Source organism: Arcicella sp., assembly GCF_964672035.1.
Genome location: NZ_CBABQS010000021.1, coordinates 41,458 through 60,842 on the forward strand (window position 1 = coordinate 41,458; position 19,385 = coordinate 60,842).

Sequence of the window (19,385 nt, forward strand, 5' to 3'; positions counted from 1 at the left end):
TTGAGCAGTGGGATATTTTCATGAAAGATAAATCATTAAACCTAACCGTACAAATGTCTTTGTCATCCCAACGAATCAGGATGACAGAAACGGTATTCCTCTGTTATTTTTATCTTCCAAAATATATTTTCAAAATTTTTATGGAATCCACAAAACAACTGCATCATATATTTAAAAAGTGTGAAAACTAAACAAAATAAAATACATGAAAACTAAAATATTCATATTTATTTCACTCATTATCAGCATTTTAGCAAACGCTCAAGAGAGAACTATTACAGGAAAAATTACGGATGAAACTGGTCAAGGAATTGCAAGTGTAAATGTTTCAATCAAAGCAACATCGCAGACAACAACGTCAGATTTAAATGGTAAATATTCTATCAAAGTAAGCACGAAAGGTGCAATTTTGCAGTTTTCTTTTATTGGATATGTTACCCGAAATGTAAAAATTGGTACGAAAGATACTTTAAATATCACGTTAAAAGAGGATGTTCAAAAATTAGAAGAAGTTATTGTTTCTGGCAATGATGTTATGTTACAAGGGAGGGCATCGGGTATTGCGATAAGTAAAAATGCAAAAATCAAAGGAAATATAAATACCGTGGGTGGTGCTTATGCTACACACTCAATGCCCGCTCCTATCATGCCGCCACGCATGGCTCCCGAAGTGATTTCGGATAATGAAGAATACAAATCTGAAAAAGAAATTGGTTTCAAAGCAACCGATAAAGACCCTCAAACTACTTTTTCAATTGATGTGGACCGAGCAGCCTACACAAATATTCGTCGTTTTATTATGCAAAATGGGCAATTACCGCCAAAAGATGCGGTCAGAATTGAGGAAATGATTAACTATTTCGACTATAATTATGCCCAACCCAAAGGCAAAGACCCAATTAATATTGAAACCGAAATTTCAGATTCGCCGTGGAATAAAAGCTTGAAAATCTTACACATTGGCTTACAAGCGAAAACGATTTCAACGGAAAATTTACCCGCTTCCAATTTAGTTTTCTTAATTGATATATCAGGTTCAATGTCCGACCAAAACAAATTACCTTTAATAAAAACTGCTTTTAAACTCCTCACCGACCAATTACGTGAACAAGACCACGTGGCAATTGTGGTATATGCGGGTGCGGCGGGCTTAGTTCTCCCCCCTACTTCGGGCAAAGACAAAACCAGAATAAAAGATGCTTTGGATAATCTCTCGGCGGGTGGCGCAACTGCGGGTGGCGCAGGCATCGAATTAGCGTACAAAACGGCCTTGGATAATTTCGTAAAAGGCGGCAATAATCGGGTAATCTTAGCCACCGATGGAGATTTTAATGTGGGCGTTTCAAGCAGTGGAGATTTAGAAACTTTAGTAGAAAACAAACGCAAATCAGGTATTTTTCTTTCGGTTTTAGGCTTCGGAATGGGTAATTACAAAGACTCAAAAATGGAAATTTTATCCGATAAAGGAAACGGAAATTACGCCTACATTGATAATTTATTAGAAGCCGAGAAAGTGTTCGTCAAGGAATTTGGCGGAACACTTTTCACGGTAGCAAAGGATGTAAAATTACAGTTAGAATTCAATCCAAAATACGTAAAAGCGTATCATTTAATCGGTTATGAAAACAGAGCTTTGGCAAATGAAGATTTCAAGAATGATGCAAAAGATGCGGGAGAAATGGGTTCTGGGCATACGGTAACGGCCATTTACGAAATCATTCCTGCGGGTGTTGAAAGTACTTTTTTGCCCGATAAATTAAAATATCAGCAATCTACTAATACCATAACTGGCCCAAATTCAACAGAAGTATGTACCATAAAAATCAGATACAAACAACCCGATGCCGATAAAAATGTACAAATGGAAGAGGTTGTGAAAGACACCCACGTAGCTTTGGAAAAGACTTCCGAAAATTTTAGATTCTCAGTGGCGGTTGCTGAATTTGGATTATTGCTCAGAAATTCAGATTTCAAAGGTTCGAGCAATTATGAGCAAGTGATAAATTTAGCCAAAAATGCCTTTGGAAAGGATGCTGAGGGCTATCGTGCCGAATTTTTGAAGCTGGTAAAAACAGCTAAATTGTTGGGTAAAACTGGAAATCGGGAAGTGGCAAAAGGGGAAGAATAATTAATTAAATCATAGCAAATGCACAATAATCAATGTTCATCAAAAACAGAAAAACTTTGATTACTGTGCATTTTGGATTCAAAATCACTTCACTTCTTCATAATCTACATATTCACCTCCACCAAAATTTTCGGATTTTTTTTCATTTTTTTTCGGAACGTAATCAACATCAATCTGACCTTCACGCTTTTGTTGAGTTTGGTACGTTTTTTGTTGTTTCCGCATATCTTGTTGCGCTTTGTTGACCTGAGTGACAATGAAGCCTTTTAATGCCCATTTGATTAATCGGGGCAATATGTAGAAAATAAGTGCAAGTATAATTATGAATTTTAACATCGTTGTTCTGTTTTAAAATGCTTCAGTATTTTTCTGGGAATATAGAAAATAACGTTAAAATTACGAATTAGTTTATTCTGACATATCCTTTTTTTGTAAGTTTTTATGAAAGGTCGTATCGTTATTTAAATAGAAATGATAATTTCGCATTGAATAAACCCCCTAACTCATGAAAAACTGGCTTAAAAACCTGCTATTCGTTATATTTTCCTTCATTTTTTTAGGTGTTGGAATATTGATTGCCAATATTTTTATCCGTGAAAAAGGTAATCCTTTGAAAGACCCTAATTTTTTGGTGGATAATTCCGTAGATTCTACTACATTAACTGCCTCATTACCAATTGATTCAACTGATGGATGGCTGGGAGATACCGTTCAAGTGCCAGAGCCTGTGGCTAAACAAAAACCAATAAAGGAAGTAACTAATGAGTCTCCAATCCAAGTAGGCGATTATGACGTTGTAATTGGTATTTTTGGAGAGCGTTCAAATACTAATAGACAACTCAAGAAGCTAAAAGATTTAGGTTTTGGTAATGCTTATAGTTACTCAAAATCAACCAGGAGTGTCGTAAGTGCAGGGCGATTTACTAAAATAGAAGCACAAAGAATTGCTTCAGGTTTACAAAATAAAGGTTTTGATGCTATTGTAAAACATAGGTAAAATGTTTTTTGAGAGGAAAATAAGACGTTTTTTTATATTTATCAATTAAATCATTTAAAAAATATGCCTCTTAATAATTTCAAATAATAAAATTTGGTGGTTTAAGCAATATTTTGTTATTTCGGAAGTAAAATATTAACACATCGCATTAATCTTCATAAGTTTAAATAAGTGTTATTTCCCAATTTACCTAAACAAAATCACAACAATGAGCAAATTCGATGAAGCTATTGAAACCTACCAAGGCGAACTTAGCAAATTAGGCATCTCTATAGATGCAGTACTTCTTACAAAAGTAGCAAAAGGTTTAGGACCTTCAATCTACAACGCAGATTCATCAAAAGTTTCTTCTTCTGATCCAGAAGAAATTGCCCGTGTAAAAAACAATTTTCTTATCGGAAAGTTAGGCTTAGCCGATGGCCCCGAATTAGACACTGCTATTCAAGGCGTTGTTGAACAAATGGGTACATCAAATCGCAATAAGTATAGAGCTATTTTCTATGCACTTTTAACAATCAACTTAGGTCAAGAATCTTTTTATGCTTAATTAAATTGATTATTATTTTAGTTAATTGCTTCGTAAAATTCAAAACAAAAATCCATCCTACAACCGTAAGATGGATTTTTTTATTCTCTAACAACAAGAATCGGCAGCCCCCCGACCACCGATTTTGTAAACTATTACCTAACCTAAATATATATTTTTATTAAATGCAAAGGAAAAACTTTCAACCCCTTATTTCTTACCTAATAATTCTCTTTGTTCAACAAGCAATTTCAACTTTCTTTCTTCCGTTTTCGTTTTCAATCTGATGGTATAATTTCCGTTTGGAAGTGTGTAAGAAGGCGAAATAAATATCTCGTTTTCACCTAAATTCATCAATTCAAACGGCACTCCTAAGCCAGATTCTGTGTTCAAATATATTTGTAAGTCTTTATTTGATTCAACTTTTACTCTTACGACATCCCCTCTTTCAATGCGTGACATCGACATAACTGCGAAGGAATCAGTTGGAGAACCCATTACTACCACATCAGTATTACTAAAAAATGTGCTATTTGATGAGGTATGGTAACCATAACGTTCTAAAACGTCAGACGTTTTGCCTAAGATTGCGTTAGCAAAAACAGATTTTGACAATTGCTTTGCCATAAACTTGGCATTTGTGTTTTTTTCTAAGTGATTAGCAGATGGTCGGTTCGCAGGAGCAATAATACCATTTTTAGTATCACTGGTTTCTACGTTACGAAGCGTATTGAAAAAATTAGAAGCAGTCGCAAATGTTACTGAAGCTAATACTAAGCCTGTGGTAATTAATGTTTTAATGTTCTTCATGGTTGGTTACTGTTTTTAAAATTCTACTCTTAACGTTGCCTAAATCAAAACAATATCCATGCCAAAAATTTAGTGGTTTTTTAAAAAAAAATTTAAAAATTTTGTATAAAAAACCTTTCCTGAAGAAAAACAGAGCAATCAAACACCCCTAAAAATCTTGATTTAGATAAAAAAAGGTCCAGCCTGAATTTCTCCAAACTGAACCTCTTTCAAATGATTTCTCTATACTAAAATTTTTCTTACCGTAATTTCAAAGTAACCAAAGTTGCGACCACTAACAAAATGCCAATAATCCAAAAGCGAGCCACAATTTTGGCTTCGTGGTAACCTTTCTTCTGAAAATGATGATGCAAAGGCGACATCAGAAATATCCTTCGACCTTCGCCAAATTTTTTCTTGGTATATTTAAAATAACTGACTTGCGTAATTACGGACAAAAGTTCAACTAAAAATATCCCACATAAAACAGGTATCATTAATTCTTTACGTATCACGATGGCAAGCGTTGCAATCACTCCACCAAGCATCAAACTACCTGTATCTCCCATAAACACCTGTGCAGGATAAGAATTGTACCACAAAAAGCCAACACAAGCCCCCACGAAGGCCGCACAAAAGACTGCCAGCTCGCCCGAATCAGGAATAAACATTACGTTAAGATATTGTGAGAAAACTTTATTCCCTGACACATACGCCAAAACGGCCAAACCAATTCCGATAATTACGGAAGTTCCCGCTGCTAAACCATCAATTCCGTCCGTAATATTTGCCCCGTTGGAAACTGCGGTGATGATAAAAATAACCGCAATTACATAAACTATCCATGTAAATTCGTCAAGTCCCAAAAAATCTGGAATTAGGTAACTATAATCAAATTGATTATTTTTAAGAAATGGAAGCGTTGAAATTAAGGCTTTTGAATCGGTAAATTTTTGTACTTCTCCAATATTAGTGGCAATCTTGGCTTTCTCATAAAACCGCACTTTTATATCGTCATTAAACCACATCGTTAAGCCCACAATCAAGCCTAAACCAATTTGCCCAACAATCTTAAATTTACCCGAAAGTCCATCTTTATTCTTTCTAAAAACTTTGATATAATCATCTAAAAAACCTACTGCACCTAACCAAACGGCAGTTACGAGTAAAAGAATAATGTAAATATTATGAAGTTTGGCAAACAATAGTGTAGGTACAAGTAATGACAAAAGAATGATAAATCCTCCCATTGTTGGCGTACCTTTCTTTTGCATTTGACCCGCCAAACCCAAGTCACGAATGTCTTCGCCAATTTGTAATTTTCTAAGAAGGTTAATTACTTTTTTTCCCCAAATAGCCGCAATTCCTAAAGAAGTTACGGTAGCGGCAAAAGCCCTAAATGTGATATATTGAAAAAGCCCAGCACCGGGAAAATCGAAGTGTTTGTACAAGTAATCAAATAAATAGTAAAGCATATTTTTGCGGATAGATTAATGATTGGACAAAGTTAGGAATTTGTATTCAGACAAAATAACTTTAATATTATGAAAAACAAAAAGCACAAACTCGAAAGAGTCTGTGCTTTTTAAATAGCTTGTAAGAGCAAGCTATAATACTGCTTCTGCCAACACAAGAACTTTGTTGTTTAAAACTTCAACAACGCCACCATCAATGGTAAATTCTTGCTTATCAGCCTTCAAAATGCCTTTTCCCAAAGTTGAAACAAGGGCAGCATGGTCTTTCAATACTTGGAAAGAACCGTCGGTACCAGGCAAAGTAACTACTTCTACTTCACCAGAGAACACTTTTTTATCGGGAGTGATGATTTCTAAATTCATTTTCGGATTTCGGATTTCGGATTTCGGATTTTTAAAATCCCAACACCTAACCCAATTATTTAGATTTCAGATTTTCGACTAAGATTTTTTAAATCCGCACTCGAAAATCCGAAATCTACAATCAATTTATTTTCCTGCTTCTGCGATTAATTTTTCCCCTTTCGCCATTGCATCTTCGATGTTACCGACTAAGTTGAAAGCTGCTTCTGGCAAATGGTCATATTTTCCATCAATGATTTCGTTGAAACCTTTGATTGTATCTTCGATAGGTACTAATACGCCTTTCAAACCTGTAAACTGTTCTGCCACAAAGAATGGTTGTGATAAGAAACGTTGTACACGTCTTGCACGAGATACTGCCAATTTATCGTCTTCTGAAAGTTCATCCAAACCTAAGATGGCAATAATATCTTGTAATTCTTTATAACGTTGTAAAATCTCCTTAACACGTTGAGCTGTATTATAATGAACATCACCCAAAATGTCCGCAGAAAGAATACGAGACGTTGAATCCAATGGATCTACGGCTGGATAAATTCCTAATTCAGCAATTTTACGAGATAATACCGTAGTAGCATCTAAGTGGGTAAATGTTGTTGCAGGAGCAGGGTCAGTTAAATCATCGGCAGGTACATAAACTGCTTGTACCGATGTAATTGAACCTCTTTTTGTTGAAGTAATACGCTCTTGCATCGCTCCCATTTCAGTTGCCAAGGTTGGTTGGTAACCTACGGCTGATGGCATACGACCCAAAAGGGCAGATACCTCAGAACCAGCCTGAGTGAAACGGAAGATATTATCAATAAAGAATAGAATATCACGTCCTTGATCTTCACCTTCTGCATCACGGAAATATTCGGCAACCGTCAAACCAGAAAGGGCAACTCTTGCACGAGCTCCAGGAGGCTCATTCATTTGACCAAACACTAAAGTAGCTTGCGAACCTAAAAGGGCAGTTTCATCAACTTTGCTCAAATCCCACTCACCATTTTCCATAGCGTGTTTGAAATCTTCACCGTAACGAATTACGTTTGATTCAATCATTTCACGCAACAAATCGTTACCTTCACGAGTACGTTCGCCCACACCAGCAAACACCGAAAGACCTTCGTAAGCCTTTGCAATGTTGTTGATAAGTTCCATGATAAGTACGGTTTTACCAACACCAGCACCACCGAACAAACCGATTTTACCACCTTTTACATAAGGAGCAAGCAAGTCAATTACTTTGATACCTGTGAAAAGCACTTCCGTTGAAGTAGCCAATTCGTCATACTTTGGAGCAAGACGGTGAATTGGTAAAGCTTTCAAAGATTTAGGCTGAGGAATACCATCGATTGCCTCACCAACTACGTTGAAAAGACGACCTTTGATGCTATCACCAGATGGCATTGACATTGGTTGCCCTCTATCAATCACTTCCTGACCTCTTTGAAGTCCTTCCGTTCCTTCCATCGCAATGGTTCTCACTCGGTCTTCACCTAAATGTTGTTGTACTTCAAGAACTACTAACGTGCCGTTGGCTTTTGTAACCTCCAAGGCATTCAAAATTGCGGGAAGATGAGAGTCTTTGCCCTCAAAACTTACGTCCACAACCGGTCCGATTACTTGCGTAACTTTACCTTTATTGACTGCATTTGCCATTTTGTATTGTGATTTTGTTTTTCTGAATTAATCCTAAAATAGTGATTTGCAAAAGGTTTTCCCTGAGAATTACTTTTCACAAAACCGAATCAGGAGATTCGGTTCATATTTAGGGTGCAAAATTACTTGGTAAATTTCAGATTAACAATGCTGTTTTTGGATTTTTATCATAAAATTTGCTAAAAATAGGTCGTTTTGTTGGATTGGTCTAAGTTATGTTTTACAAAACCCGATACAACAGCTCCTGCTCCGACAACAAATCATGAAAAGAAAATGACAAATAATGATTCTGTTTTACTACTTGAAAAATGCACTGCGTAATCAATTTTCCATCACGATTCATTTGCATGTCGTTGTGTTTGTCGCCTGTGCCTCCGTGTAAGTGGAAATCTACTACTTGTTTACGAGTGAAATTGGGATTTTGTTCTCTAAAATCAGTAAACCAATGTTCTCTTTCGGTTCTGATTTCTTGAGAATAGAGTGTCGCCGAAGACCAAATATGGGCTTCTTCGGGATTTTTGGAAGCATAGTGAAGCTGCGTACCGTCCCATCTAAATTCACAGAGTTGAAGGTTATTCTTATGATGAACAATTATTAACGTAAAGTTTTGAATATTTTCAAAAGAGTAATTTGAAACAAAATCATCAACGGTATCGAACTTGAAAAAATCTAAAATAACTTGCCCTCTGCTTTGACGATACGGTGGTTGGTGGACATGATTTTCAAAGGCTCCGTTTAATAAACAAACCGTAAAATCATCGGAAGTTGCCATCCAAGTTCCACCCGCTTGGGCATCTTTTGGGAAGAATACTTGCTTGCCGTTAATGATGTATTTTTTTGGGGGAATGGCTTTTGGTCGGGCGAGGGCTTCGTCTCTATTATTGGTTAAAATATAGCCTGAATTAGCGGAAGGAAGGAATGTAAGGACGCACATTTGTTTAGTAATTAGGGATTAGGGATTCGTAATTAGGGATTAGATAATTGCGGATTGGTTATTATTTTAACTAATCTCAAATTACCTAATTACCTAATTCTTGATACCTGATGGTCGAATGAGCGACTCCGAAGTTTTTGGGAATTTCAATTTCAGGATAAACTTCGTTTAATCCAATTTTGATAATGGCTAAATGGTGAATAGTATGTTCAATTAAATAGGTCAATTCACGAAAGAAACTACTGGGAATATTCATCGTTTCATCCCCGCCAAATTTACTTTTTAATGTCAAATTACGGTCAGAATTTAAGGCTTGTAATTGATCTTTTACCTTTTCTAAGGTTTCAACCGTGAAATCTTTATCAATCTCAATCAAAATATTTCTTTCACGAGCATCATAATCGACGATACCGTTTTCATAGCCTCTTAAAGCACATAAATAAAATTCTGTGATATGTCTAACGTGTTGCCCAACCGTACTAAAGTGTAAGGGTTGAAGCGCATCTTTATAAACCTGCGTATCTATATCATTCAGTAAATCAATGAGTTGGTCTATAATTTCAATATTTGTCTTTTGAAGCATAATTGTGTCAATTTTCGTGATTCGGTTTTCGATTTTTGCAATACAAAGAGCAGAGTGATCAGGTAAACTATTCTTTTACAGCGTTGACGGTAATCGTAAAGGTTACATTATCGCCCATTCCAAAAGTCCCTCCTCCTACTGCCCAATCACGGCGATTAATAACGGTACTTCCTTGAAAAGTGGCTTTGTCGCCTTCTTGTTTAAAGATGAATGGAATTTTCGCATTCTTGGTTATTTCCTTTATCGTTAAGTCAAAATATCCCACATAATTATTACCATCTTTTTCAATTTTGGTAGTTTTCATTTTCAATTTAGGATATTTTGCCACGTTAAAAAAATCTTCTTTTTCTTTTAAATGCCTATTTCTGAGACTATTATCCGTATCAATCGTACTGGCATCAACCGAACCCACTAAACTTGAATTTGCCAAATCGTTGGGGTCAAATTTTAATATTCCCGAAAACCCCTTAAAATTACCCGTAACAGATGTTCCTAACATTTTCATTTTGAAGGAAACGCCCGCTGTTACAGGTTTCCAATTTTGGGCAAATATCGTGTTTGCCAGACTTACGAAAAGTGCAAAAATTAAGATTTTTTTCATTTTTGATTGCTTATTGATGAAGTACAATTTCAAAATTTGTAAGAAACTGCCACCATTGGCATTAAACTTTTATGTCGCCATGTATCGTTTAGTCGACCATTTATTTCTACTTTCTTTTCAGTCGTTAATTCTACAAATTGAAAACTTACACCCGCTCTAATCCCGATTTTATTCGACAACCAATAACGTCCATAAACCTCTGAGTTTAAGCTCCCTATATCCGAATCACTGACCAATAAAAAATTATAAGTCTCAGGATTTGAAGGAGAAGAAGTTGAACCATCTTGAAATTTACGCTTGTTTTTGGTAGAAATTAAATCCCCCGAAACGGAGCCTCCCCAAGTCTTACCAGTAGCATCTATATTAAAACCGACTTCCAGTTTTTGAGAAAGGGCATATTGTAACATTATCCCAATATTTAAAGCATTTGTCTGAACAGATTTCACCCTAAAAGTATCAATATTAGCAACAATATCATCTGAAAATAAGGCCGAAAAACTCGAAGTTCCCGAGGTAAATTTTGCTGGAGCGGTTCTAAAATCTGTGGCACCCCCAAAATATGAAGTAATTCTAACAACATAGCCAACCTTGAAACGATTAGATTTTCCTAAACCCCACGATTGGGTAAAAGATAATGCTGGAGAAAAACCATTGCCACTTGCCCCGACGGCAAAATCAAAAGTTTTATAGGTTTTATCAAGCCCTTGAGCCGAAATATTGAAAGTGATTACACTTAAAAATAAGTACAGAAAAATGTTTTTCATTATGATAAATTATTGATTTTTAGATTATTATACATAAAACTTTTGGCATGAATAATTTACTAAAAGTTAAATTATTCTAATTTTGCACTGCCAAATAAAACAGAAAACTGTTTACACCAAATCAACACATATTTTTGCTTGGTTAAATCTGTTCCCTCAGGAATGTCAACCACGAAAGTGCCACTTTTATTTAATTTCACAACCGATGTAAACCCTTTTGCCGTTTTATCTTCAGCTAAATAAATATATAAATCTGGACCTTCGTCGGATTTAAAATTTTCAAAAGAAAGATATTTTTTCTTCGCATCTGTTTTATCAGCTACTACTCTCACTGTACCAGAAGTTGGATGAACTCCCGATGAAAAAATTCCTATTGATTCTTGTATTCCCATTTGCACAGCCGTGGGGAGTGTTTGAGTAACGGGAGTTAATGTCTCATTCTTCACGCAAGACCAAGTTAATAAGGAAACGGACAAAATTACTAAAAATAATTTCATAGTATTAGTCGAATGTTTGTACGACAAAATTGAGAAGGTTGCGTGAAATACTTTGTCGGCTACACGACCTTTAAGAGAAATTTTGTCCAGAATTTTAATTTTTTGGAATTTTATAGAAATAATTTTGGTGCGAATCACACAACTGAACTACCATTATTACGTATATAATGCATTTCCGATAAGAAAAGTGGTAAGTTTAAGTCAAATTAAAACATTTAAACGTCATTTATTCAAATAAAATTTAATAAAAAGACGAAAATCACGTATTTTTGACGAATACTTGTAAAAACACACTATTAAATAAATAACTTTCTAACGATTTACTGCCACAATTTATACCCATCGCCCTATGGCAAAATTATTAATTATTGACGATGAAAAAGCGATTCGTGGAGCGTTGAGAGACATCCTTGAATATGAAGGCTATGCAATCGAAGAGGCCAGTGATGGCGAACAAGGATTGGAATTAATAACCAAGAATGACTATGACGTAGTACTTTGTGATATTCGTATGCCTAAAATTGAGGGCTTAGATTTATTGCAAAAGGCCACTGAAATGGGAAAAGGTGTTCAATTCATTATGATTTCAGCTTTCGGAAATGTAGAAACGGCCGTGGAAGCAACCAAACGTGGAGCCTTCGATTTTATCTCGAAACCCCCCGATTTGAACCGCTTGCTTGTGACTGTCCGCAACGCTTTGGAACGTGGAAAGATGATTGTGGAAACGAAAGTGTTGAAGAAAAGAGTGTATAAACTCAATGAAATCGTTGGAGAATCTGATGCTATCAAACGAGTGAAAGATACTTCTGATAGAGTTGGACCTACGGAAGCACGGGTACTCATCACGGGACCAAACGGTTCAGGTAAAGAGATGGTAGCCAAGCGTTTACACGAAAGAAGTGGGCGTTCTCATATGCCTTTGATTGAAGTAAACTGTGCCGCAATTCCTTCTGAATTGATTGAATCTGAACTTTTTGGACACGAAAAAGGAGCCTTTACTTCTGCTATAAAACAACGAATCGGAAAATTTGAACAAGCCGATGGAGGAACACTGTTCTTAGATGAAATTGGTGATATGTCGCTTTCAGCACAAGCAAAAGTTTTGAGAGCTTTGCAGGAAAGTAAAATCACGAGAGTAGGGGGCGAAAAAGAAATCAAGATTAATGTACGGGTTTTTGCCGCAACGAATAAAAATTTACCCTTAGAAATTGCCGAAGGGCGTTTCAGAGAAGATTTGTTTCATCGATTGAATGTAATTCCAATTCACGTACCAGCCCTGGCTCAACGTCCAGATGATGTGCCGTTATTAGTCGAAAAATTCTTGGGCGATGTGGCTGACGAATACGGTCAGGCTTCTAAAGAAGTTGAACCCGATGCAATGAAATATTTACAGGTTTTGCCGTGGACCGGGAATGTTCGTGAATTACGCAACGTAGTTGAACGTCTGGTGATCATGTGTAATGATGTCATCACGCTTGAAGATGTAAAATTGTTTGCAACGCCAGTCATATAATTATCAGTTAGAGGGCAGGAATTCGATTTTTTAGGATTTACTTCCTCTAACTGATCACCAGCACTAAAAAGCCTTCTTTACGTCCTTCACTTTCTTTTCTTTTATCGAATTCAACGAACCTTCTTTCTCTGAACTTTCCGATCTATTTTTTTCTTTTGGGTTAATATTTGTTTCTGGTTTCGTTGATTTTTCAGAAGGTATGTAAAACCCCGTTACGTTTACAATTTTCCATTCCCCTTTAATTAATTCTAAAATACGAGTTTCTTTTGATGCTTCCTTTTTGTCTTTTATCGTTTTATTTTGGTCGAAAGTTACCCAAATATACGTCGGATTGACTTTTCTAAAATTATAGTTTTCCCGTTTGAAAGTTGCTTTGATTACCTTTGTATTTTCTTTAAAATAATTAGTAACGAAAGGCATAATATTATCCCACCCTTCTTTCTGAAATCCTTCTTCTTTTTCGATTTTTGCCCAATACGTTTGTGGCGTTTGACGATAACAATTTATCCATTTTTCTATATTCCGAGCATAGAAAAAATTGGATTCATCAGCAATGACTTTTTTGATTGCCTCCTGTTCTTCGGGCGATGTAACATTTTGGGCAAATGATTTTGTGATGAATAAAACACACAGTAGGATTAAGTAAGGCTTCATGGGCTTTTGTTTGGATTATGCTGTGAAGATAGGAGAAAAAAAATAACCCTCAAAACCTCACATTCCAAACCAAGCGATACGCCCAATTATCCTGACTATTGGGCAATTCGTTCGTACCCCATCTTCTGAATATGCCAATTCCTGCCCCAACGTAAAACAATTTCATAAACCGTTTTCGATATAAATTATCCACCATTAAGCCCGATTCAAAATAGCCTTTTTCTAATGTCTTGAAATCAATTCCTACGTGTGCATTGTTATTATTGGTAAAACTTCCGTACGCCACTCCTTGAAAAACAGATATATCTGGACGAAACCATTCCGTTTTTGGTTTGGATAATAGACTTCCAAAACTGTGGGTTAAGAAAAGATTGGTGTATTGGTCGGAGGTAAACTCGTATAAACCCATCGTGTTGAAATGGTTGGCAACCCAAATTAAATTACCACCTTCCGCCTTTCCACCTCGCCCGTTGTATAGATACGGATATGGCACTTCTCCCCACGTTTTTCCTGCCGTAAGGTTTAAGAAAGTTTGTCCAAAATTTGGGGTATTTATTGTGTATTCAACCCTTACATTAAGTTTGGTATAATAGGTTTTTCTTTCGGGAAAATACAAAACTCCTTGGGCAAGATGCAGGGCAAAAATGGGTGAAGGAAGTGTTGTAATAATTGAACCACGCCCAACTTGCGAGAATTGTTCACCAAAAGCATAACGGAAACCTAAGCCAATTTCAGAAGTATGAAAATCTTTCATCATCGGACTTCTGGGGTCGTGCATGGGATTATGATAGGTATATGCGTAAGTGGGTTTACGAAATTCGTCCGTGAACGAAACTGAAAAAGTAGCATATTTCAACGCTCTAAAATTGAGTTCCGCCTTAATTTGCTTCAAACTATCGGCTTTGGCAATCTGGAAAGTTCGTATTAATTCATACGGAATTTGGGGCGAATTCCAGATAAAGTATTGAACGTTGCCAGGCTCAGAAATATCACTTCGATAGGATAAACTCAATTTCATCTTAGTCTTTTCATCCAAGGATATTCTGATTCTACCTTCGTATTTAAAGGCTTGGTCTCTGAAACCATAGCCCGCTTTTGCATCTAATCGAATGAATTTTGAGAAATTTTCATTCGTCAAAACATTGAATGTTGGCCGAATACCCTCATAAGCGTTTGCATCGAAGAGATTTTGAATAGATAAATCCAAATTTTTATTCAATGGAATCATTCCCGACACAAACCATTCAGAGCCGTTGAGCATAGCATTTTGGATAAATTTCTGAGCTAAGGTTTTTGATTTATGATATAGAAACGTATTTTTTTCTCTGACAGAAAGTGAATCAGAACGATGGCTTTCCCAAAATTTTTCATCTTGATAAATAGCACCTTTTTTGATTTCAAGGACATTTTCATCAAAATAAGAAGCCAAAATAGGCACATCTATTTCAATATTTTTGATAGAACTTCTAATATTAAATCTCAAACTTTGTCCACCAATTTTAAATTCTGATAATAGCCATTGAGCCGATAAATCTGTGGGAAACCATTTGTTTCCCTCTCCTATCCTCTCGTACATCTGTTCTAATTTAAAACTCAATAAACCTGTTTCAGCGGGTTGGGCTTCAACATATTGCAAGGCAAAATCTCCCGAATGGATATGTAAAATTCCTTTCAATCCTTCAAAATTTGAGCCCTGTTGCGGAGTAAAATCTATGACAAAAGTGCTGTCGCCAATTTCAGTGATGAGTGTATCAACTAAATCAAATTGATACCGATTGGTTGCTCCTTTGGCGAGTGGATTTACGAAAATCAGTTGGTCGCTTAATTGCCTGCCTTGAAATTGAATGAAATCACGATAAAAACCAAATTGTTGTAAAAGTGGCGTTAAACTGGTGAATAGTGTACTTTTTGTGCCTGAGGTTCGAGAAGCCATAACGATTTCTTTACTTAGATTGGGGCGAACAAATTGTCGAGTCGCATAACTTTCATTGACGAATAAATCACTATTTTGAAGGATTTTGCTGAGTTTTTTATTTGGATTCTGTGAATCAATATCCGCCGTTACGATGCTTTTGTGATAGACTTCGTATTTGAAGGAAGGATAATTTTCTGGGTCATTGAAAGGTTTATTTTTAATGGCGGCATCAATAATTCGGTGGGCAGGATTGATGTAATGTACCGTTACGCCCGTGAGCTGATTTTCCTTTTCATCCAAATAAATAATATTCACTTTTGAGGCTTTTATTACCTTTGGGAAATAACCTACTGAGCTGAAAATCAATTCAGTATCTTTATTATTTACCGAAATAGTAAAACTGCCATCTTCGTTTGATAAAATTCCCTTTGTAGTATTTTTGATGGAAATTGACACAAAAGGCAAAGGTTCTTTGGTACGGGCATCAAAGACTTGCCCAGAGATTACCTGTGACTGTATTCCGATTGAAATATTGGAAAGTATAAAGAGAAGTATAAATTGTTTCATGGAACTGAGCCGTAAAACATACGGGTTTGCGTATGCAAAATTAGATGATTGGATAAATTTGAATGTCGGTTGGCTGACCTATTGAAGGGATTACTTTTGTTTTCTCATTAGAAAAAGTAATTTTGTTGTGCAGACATTAATTCCATTCATCAACCAATCAACAAATAAATGAAAAAATCCCTAATCATTATCCTCACACTATCAACCCTCACAGCATTTTCACAGAAAAAGAAAATCGTTACAATTCCTCCACAAAATACTGATAAACAAACCATTATCTCCAACATCGACAAACGTTTTGATGAATACGCAGGTATTTCAAAGCAAATCTGGAATTATGCCGAATTGGGTTACATGGAAGAAAAATCGTCCATTTTATTACAAGAATTACTCAAAAAAGAAGGCTTTAACGTTCAAGCGGGCATTGCAGGAATTCCAACGGCTTTCTTAGCAACTTTTGGCGAAGGCAAACCAACCATTGCTATTTTAGCCGAATATGATGCTCTTCCAGGCTTAGCACAAGAATCTGTTCCAGAAATAAAACCGATTCCAAACCAAAAAGGTGGACACGGTTGTGGACATAATTTATTCGGCACAGCATCGGTTGCGGCGGCCATTGAAGTAAAAAATTGGCTACAAAAGTCGGGACAAAAAGGAACGGTTAAACTGTATGGTTGTCCTGCGGAAGAAGGAGGTTCGGGTAAAGTCTACATGGTTCGTGAAGGACTTTTTAATGATGTAGATGTAGTTTTGCATTGGCATCCAGGTTCTCAAAATTCAGCTGATGCGGGAACTTCTTTGGCCAATAAAAACGCCAAATTTCGTTTTAAAGGCATTGCAGCCCACGCTGCGGCATCGCCCGAAAGAGGTCGTTCAGCTTTGGATGGTGTGGAAGCAATGGATATGATGGTGAACATGATGCGTGAACACATTCCGCAAGATACTCGTATTCATTACGTAATTACGAAAGGTGGAGATGCACCAAATGTAGTTCCTGCTTACGCTGAGGTGTATTATTACGCTCGTCATAAAGACCGTGATATTGTGCAAAGCATCTGGAAACGCATTGAAAATGCAGCTCAAGGTGCGGCTATGGGAACGGGAACAAAAGTGGAATGGGAAGTTTTGGGCGGTGTGTTCAATCTTCTACCAAATTTTACCTTGGCTGAAACAATGCACAATAATTTGGCGATGGTGGGTGGTGTAACTTATACCGAAGAAGAGAAAAAATTTGCCGAAAAAATCGCTGAAACGTTAGGTGACCAAAAGCAACCCGTAGAAAATGCGGCAAAGGTAAAAGATTTTAGAGACGGTTCGGAAAGTGCTACCAGTGGCGGCTCAACGGATGTAGGTGATGTGAGTTGGACAGTGCCAACGGTGGGTTTACAAACGGCCACTTGGGTTTCGGGTTCGGCGGCACATAGCTGGCAATCAACGGCGGCAAGTGGTATGACGATTGGGCAAAAAGGAATGATTGTTGCCGCTAAAACGTTGGCTTGCACGGCGTTTGATTTGTATAAAGATGCCGCACTTATCGAAAAAGCAAAAGCAGAATGGCTACAAAAACGTGGAGCTAATTTTAAATATGAAGCTCTTTTGGGCGATAGAAAACCTGCGTTAGATTATCGTAAGTAGGTCAGAAATGTTAGACCACGGATTTTAAGGATTTATAAGATTCACACGGATTAAATTTTAAAAAATCTGTGTAAATCCGTTTCATCAGTAAAATCCGTGGTCTATTTTTTATATCTGCGAATATTCCAATGGAGTTAAAAAGTGGATTTCGGCTTTTGTCATGGCGTGATCGTATTCTGGAAGGGCTTTAATGCGGTTCCATTCTGAATCTGCACCGAACGCTTTCCAATGTTCATCTCTTGATTTTTTATTATCAAAAGTAGTCATATACACCAAATTAGGCTGTTTCCCTCCCATAATTGTCTGAGCATAAAAAACTGGATTGAAGCCCAATCTTACGAAAATATTGATTTCTCCCCCTTCATTAAACATATCAACTTTCTTGTTTCCTTTTGCTTCACTGTGACTTTCGTATAAACGATATTCATACACTCTTTCCGATTTTGGGGCAGTCGTAGTTGGCACTTTCAAGGTTGTCCAATCTTTAAATGCAACCGATAGTGAACTTTCAAATCGTTCATAAGCGGGCGTTGTGTGGTCGGTATCCAAATAGGGTTTTGCTGCTTGTTGATAAACTGCATCCGCCGATAATTTAGCACCAATTTTACTAAATTCTTCCAACGATTTATACGGAATCAGAACGTAAAGTTTTAAACCATCTTTTTGGTCGGCTTCATCAAAAACCCCTACAGAAGCAATTCCTGCACGATTATAAGCAGCAATGGCGGCATTTTTGAAATAATCTTCCACAACGGTTTTCTGTGCAGCAGTCTTGAAACTATACACTCTGGTTTCGTAGTATTGAGGCTTGCTTTTGGCAAATGTAGTGATGGCAAACATCGTTGCCAATAGAAAAATACTGAGGGTTATAATGCGTTTTAACATCGTTTTTTGTTTAATTAATGAAAATATTCATATCTAATTCTTTCTTGTACAAACCGTAAAAGAAGCATGATTGTTAAAGACCATGCCTCTTCTATTTTACTCTTTTGTTAATTATTGTTACAAATTCACAAACTTCATTCCCATCTCGCCATAACGCTCACCCGAAGCAATACCTTTTGGGGATATTTTTTCGATGATTGCTAAATCTTCTGCTGTAAGTTTTACATCAGAAGCAGCCGCATTTTTTTCTAAATATTTCACTCTTTTTGTACCTGGAATCGGAAACATATCATTGCCCTGTGCCAATACCCAAGCCAATGCCAATTGCGAAGGCGTACAGTTTTTTTCGTTCGCTAATTCTTTAATTTTATCCACCAAATCTAAATTTTTCTGAAAATTATCGCCCTGAAAACGGGGCGAAATTCTACGAAAATCATTGGGCGCAAAATCATCCATTGACTTAATTTCTCCCGAAAGAAAACCTCTACTCAATGGACTATAAGGCACAAAACCAATACCTAATTCACGGCAAGTTGGAATAATTTCCTCCTCTACATCCCGTGACCATAACGAATATTCCGTCTGCAAAGCTGAGATTGGATGAACTGCATTTGCTCGTCTGAGCGTTTGAGCCGATGCTTCTGAAAGCCCCAAATAACGTACTTTGCCCTGTTTTATTAAATCTGCCATCGCTCCAACCGTTTCTTCAATGTGCGTATTTGGGTCGATTCGGTGGAGATAATACAGGTCGATGGTATCAATGCCCAAGCGTTTCAAACTATCCTCACACGATTTTTGGCAGTATTCGGGCTTGCCACTAAATCCTCTTTTGGTAGGGTCATTGGGGTCACGAACGATACCGAATTTTGTGGCTAAAACGACTTCATTTCGTCTATCTTTCAAAACTTTACTCAA

General features: G+C 36.7%; 19 protein-coding genes. 5 read left to right on the forward strand and 14 right to left on the reverse strand.

The window, feature by feature from the left end; genetic code table 11:
* The first annotated feature begins 205 nt into the window (after positions 1-205).
* Positions 206-2,128, forward strand: a complete 1,923-nt coding sequence (locus tag AC1W31_RS08270) for a vWA domain-containing protein (RefSeq protein ID WP_481733954.1) — start codon at positions 206-208, stop codon at positions 2,126-2,128.
* A gap of 84 nt (positions 2,129-2,212) precedes the next feature.
* Here AC1W31_RS08270 and AC1W31_RS08275 read toward each other — a convergent pair whose 3' ends face one another.
* Positions 2,213-2,464 (reverse strand): DUF4834 family protein, encoded by a 252-nt coding sequence (locus tag AC1W31_RS08275; RefSeq protein WP_481733955.1) that lies wholly within the window; start codon positions 2,462-2,464, stop codon positions 2,213-2,215.
* A gap of 169 nt (positions 2,465-2,633) precedes the next feature.
* Here AC1W31_RS08275 and AC1W31_RS08280 point away from each other — a divergent pair, with 169 nt between their 5' ends.
* Both AC1W31_RS08280 and AC1W31_RS08285 read left to right on the forward strand, forming a co-directional pair.
* Complete coding sequence (locus AC1W31_RS08280) at positions 2,634-3,125, forward strand: SPOR domain-containing protein (protein WP_481733956.1); 492 nt, start codon at positions 2,634-2,636, stop codon at positions 3,123-3,125.
* Between the two features lie 208 nt (positions 3,126-3,333).
* Positions 3,334-3,672, forward strand: a complete 339-nt coding sequence (locus AC1W31_RS08285; protein ID WP_481733957.1) for a DUF2853 family protein — start codon at positions 3,334-3,336, stop codon at positions 3,670-3,672.
* Between the two features lie 189 nt (positions 3,673-3,861).
* Here the strand turns inward: AC1W31_RS08285 and AC1W31_RS08290 are convergent, their stop codons facing one another.
* The 9 genes from AC1W31_RS08290 to AC1W31_RS08330 all read right to left on the reverse strand — a co-directional run bounded on the left by AC1W31_RS08290 (position 3,862) and on the right by AC1W31_RS08330 (position 11,301).
* Positions 3,862-4,461 carry a hypothetical protein gene (locus AC1W31_RS08290; protein WP_481733958.1) on the reverse strand — a complete coding sequence of 200 codons (600 nt, stop codon included), beginning with the start codon at positions 4,459-4,461 and terminating at the stop codon, positions 3,862-3,864.
* Between the two features lie 239 nt (positions 4,462-4,700).
* Complete coding sequence (mraY, locus tag AC1W31_RS08295) at positions 4,701-5,915, reverse strand: phospho-N-acetylmuramoyl-pentapeptide-transferase (protein WP_481733959.1); 1,215 nt, start codon at positions 5,913-5,915, stop codon at positions 4,701-4,703.
* A gap of 132 nt (positions 5,916-6,047) precedes the next feature.
* Entirely contained in the window at positions 6,048-6,278 is a 231-nt protein-coding gene (gene atpC / locus AC1W31_RS08300) for an ATP synthase F1 subunit epsilon (protein ID WP_481733960.1), read from the reverse strand.
* Between the two features lie 126 nt (positions 6,279-6,404).
* Positions 6,405-7,922, reverse strand: a complete 1,518-nt coding sequence (gene atpD / locus AC1W31_RS08305; RefSeq protein WP_481733961.1) for a F0F1 ATP synthase subunit beta — start codon at positions 7,920-7,922, stop codon at positions 6,405-6,407.
* A gap of 220 nt (positions 7,923-8,142) precedes the next feature.
* On the reverse strand, positions 8,143-8,856 hold the full coding sequence (locus AC1W31_RS08310; protein ID WP_481733962.1) for an NRDE family protein: 714 nt from the start codon (positions 8,854-8,856) through the stop codon (positions 8,143-8,145).
* Between the two features lie 85 nt (positions 8,857-8,941).
* Positions 8,942-9,439, reverse strand: a complete 498-nt coding sequence (locus AC1W31_RS08315; protein ID WP_481733963.1) for a hypothetical protein — start codon at positions 9,437-9,439, stop codon at positions 8,942-8,944.
* A gap of 67 nt (positions 9,440-9,506) precedes the next feature.
* Positions 9,507-10,040, reverse strand: a complete 534-nt coding sequence (locus tag AC1W31_RS08320; RefSeq protein WP_481733964.1) for a YceI family protein — start codon at positions 10,038-10,040, stop codon at positions 9,507-9,509.
* 29 nt (positions 10,041-10,069) lie between these two features.
* The gene (locus AC1W31_RS08325; protein WP_481733965.1) at positions 10,070-10,804 is read right to left on the reverse strand and encodes a hypothetical protein; all 735 of its coding nucleotides are present in this window, start codon (positions 10,802-10,804) and stop codon (positions 10,070-10,072) included.
* A 71-nt stretch (positions 10,805-10,875) separates the two neighbouring features.
* Entirely contained in the window at positions 10,876-11,301 is a 426-nt protein-coding gene (locus tag AC1W31_RS08330) for a DM13 domain-containing protein (RefSeq protein ID WP_481733966.1), read from the reverse strand.
* A gap of 349 nt (positions 11,302-11,650) precedes the next feature.
* Here AC1W31_RS08330 and AC1W31_RS08335 point away from each other — a divergent pair, with 349 nt between their 5' ends.
* On the forward strand, positions 11,651-12,814 hold the full coding sequence (locus AC1W31_RS08335) for a sigma-54-dependent transcriptional regulator (protein WP_481733967.1): 1,164 nt from the start codon (positions 11,651-11,653) through the stop codon (positions 12,812-12,814).
* A 63-nt stretch (positions 12,815-12,877) separates the two neighbouring features.
* Here the strand turns inward: AC1W31_RS08335 and AC1W31_RS08340 are convergent, their stop codons facing one another.
* Both AC1W31_RS08340 and AC1W31_RS08345 read right to left on the reverse strand, forming a co-directional pair.
* Entirely contained in the window at positions 12,878-13,468 is a 591-nt protein-coding gene (locus AC1W31_RS08340; protein ID WP_481733968.1) for a hypothetical protein, read from the reverse strand.
* Between the two features lie 49 nt (positions 13,469-13,517).
* Positions 13,518-15,950, reverse strand: coding sequence for a DUF5686 and carboxypeptidase-like regulatory domain-containing protein (locus tag AC1W31_RS08345; RefSeq protein ID WP_481733969.1), 2,433 nt, complete (start codon positions 15,948-15,950; stop codon positions 13,518-13,520).
* Between the two features lie 168 nt (positions 15,951-16,118).
* Here AC1W31_RS08345 and AC1W31_RS08350 point away from each other — a divergent pair, with 168 nt between their 5' ends.
* Positions 16,119-17,585 carry an amidohydrolase gene (locus AC1W31_RS08350; RefSeq protein WP_481733970.1) on the forward strand — a complete coding sequence of 489 codons (1,467 nt, stop codon included), beginning with the start codon at positions 16,119-16,121 and terminating at the stop codon, positions 17,583-17,585.
* Between the two features lie 108 nt (positions 17,586-17,693).
* On the opposite strand, the gene AC1W31_RS08355 is transcribed toward AC1W31_RS08350, so the two are convergent.
* Together AC1W31_RS08355 and AC1W31_RS08360 are read right to left on the reverse strand one after the other, a co-directional pair.
* Positions 17,694-18,470 carry an NIPSNAP family protein gene (locus tag AC1W31_RS08355; RefSeq protein WP_481733971.1) on the reverse strand — a complete coding sequence of 259 codons (777 nt, stop codon included), beginning with the start codon at positions 18,468-18,470 and terminating at the stop codon, positions 17,694-17,696.
* Between the two features lie 117 nt (positions 18,471-18,587).
* Positions 18,588-19,385, reverse strand: a 798-nt coding sequence (locus AC1W31_RS08360; RefSeq protein ID WP_481733972.1) for an aldo/keto reductase, incomplete at its 5' end; no start/stop codon positions are given.

What these genes read in the sequence shown, in the direction of transcription:
- AC1W31_RS08270 (WP_481733954.1), top strand. Translation starts at nt 206, where the DNA reads ATGAAAACTAAAATATTCATATTTATTTCACTCATTATCAGCATTTTA.
- AC1W31_RS08275 (WP_481733955.1), bottom strand. Translation starts at nt 2,464, where the DNA reads ATGTTAAAATTCATAATTATACTTGCACTTATTTTCTACATATTGCCC.
- AC1W31_RS08280 (WP_481733956.1), top strand. Translation starts at nt 2,634, where the DNA reads ATGAAAAACTGGCTTAAAAACCTGCTATTCGTTATATTTTCCTTCATT.
- AC1W31_RS08285 (WP_481733957.1), top strand. Translation starts at nt 3,334, where the DNA reads ATGAGCAAATTCGATGAAGCTATTGAAACCTACCAAGGCGAACTTAGC.
- AC1W31_RS08290 (WP_481733958.1), bottom strand. Translation starts at nt 4,461, where the DNA reads ATGAAGAACATTAAAACATTAATTACCACAGGCTTAGTATTAGCTTCA.
- mraY (WP_481733959.1), bottom strand. Translation starts at nt 5,915, where the DNA reads ATGCTTTACTATTTATTTGATTACTTGTACAAACACTTCGATTTTCCC.
- atpC (WP_481733960.1), bottom strand. Translation starts at nt 6,278, where the DNA reads ATGAATTTAGAAATCATCACTCCCGATAAAAAAGTGTTCTCTGGTGAA.
- atpD (WP_481733961.1), bottom strand. Translation starts at nt 7,922, where the DNA reads ATGGCAAATGCAGTCAATAAAGGTAAAGTTACGCAAGTAATCGGACCG.
- AC1W31_RS08310 (WP_481733962.1), bottom strand. Translation starts at nt 8,856, where the DNA reads ATGTGCGTCCTTACATTCCTTCCTTCCGCTAATTCAGGCTATATTTTA.
- AC1W31_RS08315 (WP_481733963.1), bottom strand. Translation starts at nt 9,439, where the DNA reads ATGCTTCAAAAGACAAATATTGAAATTATAGACCAACTCATTGATTTA.
- AC1W31_RS08320 (WP_481733964.1), bottom strand. Translation starts at nt 10,040, where the DNA reads ATGAAAAAAATCTTAATTTTTGCACTTTTCGTAAGTCTGGCAAACACG.
- AC1W31_RS08325 (WP_481733965.1), bottom strand. Translation starts at nt 10,804, where the DNA reads ATGAAAAACATTTTTCTGTACTTATTTTTAAGTGTAATCACTTTCAAT.
- AC1W31_RS08330 (WP_481733966.1), bottom strand. Translation starts at nt 11,301, where the DNA reads ATGAAATTATTTTTAGTAATTTTGTCCGTTTCCTTATTAACTTGGTCT.
- AC1W31_RS08335 (WP_481733967.1), top strand. Translation starts at nt 11,651, where the DNA reads ATGGCAAAATTATTAATTATTGACGATGAAAAAGCGATTCGTGGAGCG.
- AC1W31_RS08340 (WP_481733968.1), bottom strand. Translation starts at nt 13,468, where the DNA reads ATGAAGCCTTACTTAATCCTACTGTGTGTTTTATTCATCACAAAATCA.
- AC1W31_RS08345 (WP_481733969.1), bottom strand. Translation starts at nt 15,950, where the DNA reads ATGAAACAATTTATACTTCTCTTTATACTTTCCAATATTTCAATCGGA.
- AC1W31_RS08350 (WP_481733970.1), top strand. Translation starts at nt 16,119, where the DNA reads ATGAAAAAATCCCTAATCATTATCCTCACACTATCAACCCTCACAGCA.
- AC1W31_RS08355 (WP_481733971.1), bottom strand. Translation starts at nt 18,470, where the DNA reads ATGTTAAAACGCATTATAACCCTCAGTATTTTTCTATTGGCAACGATG.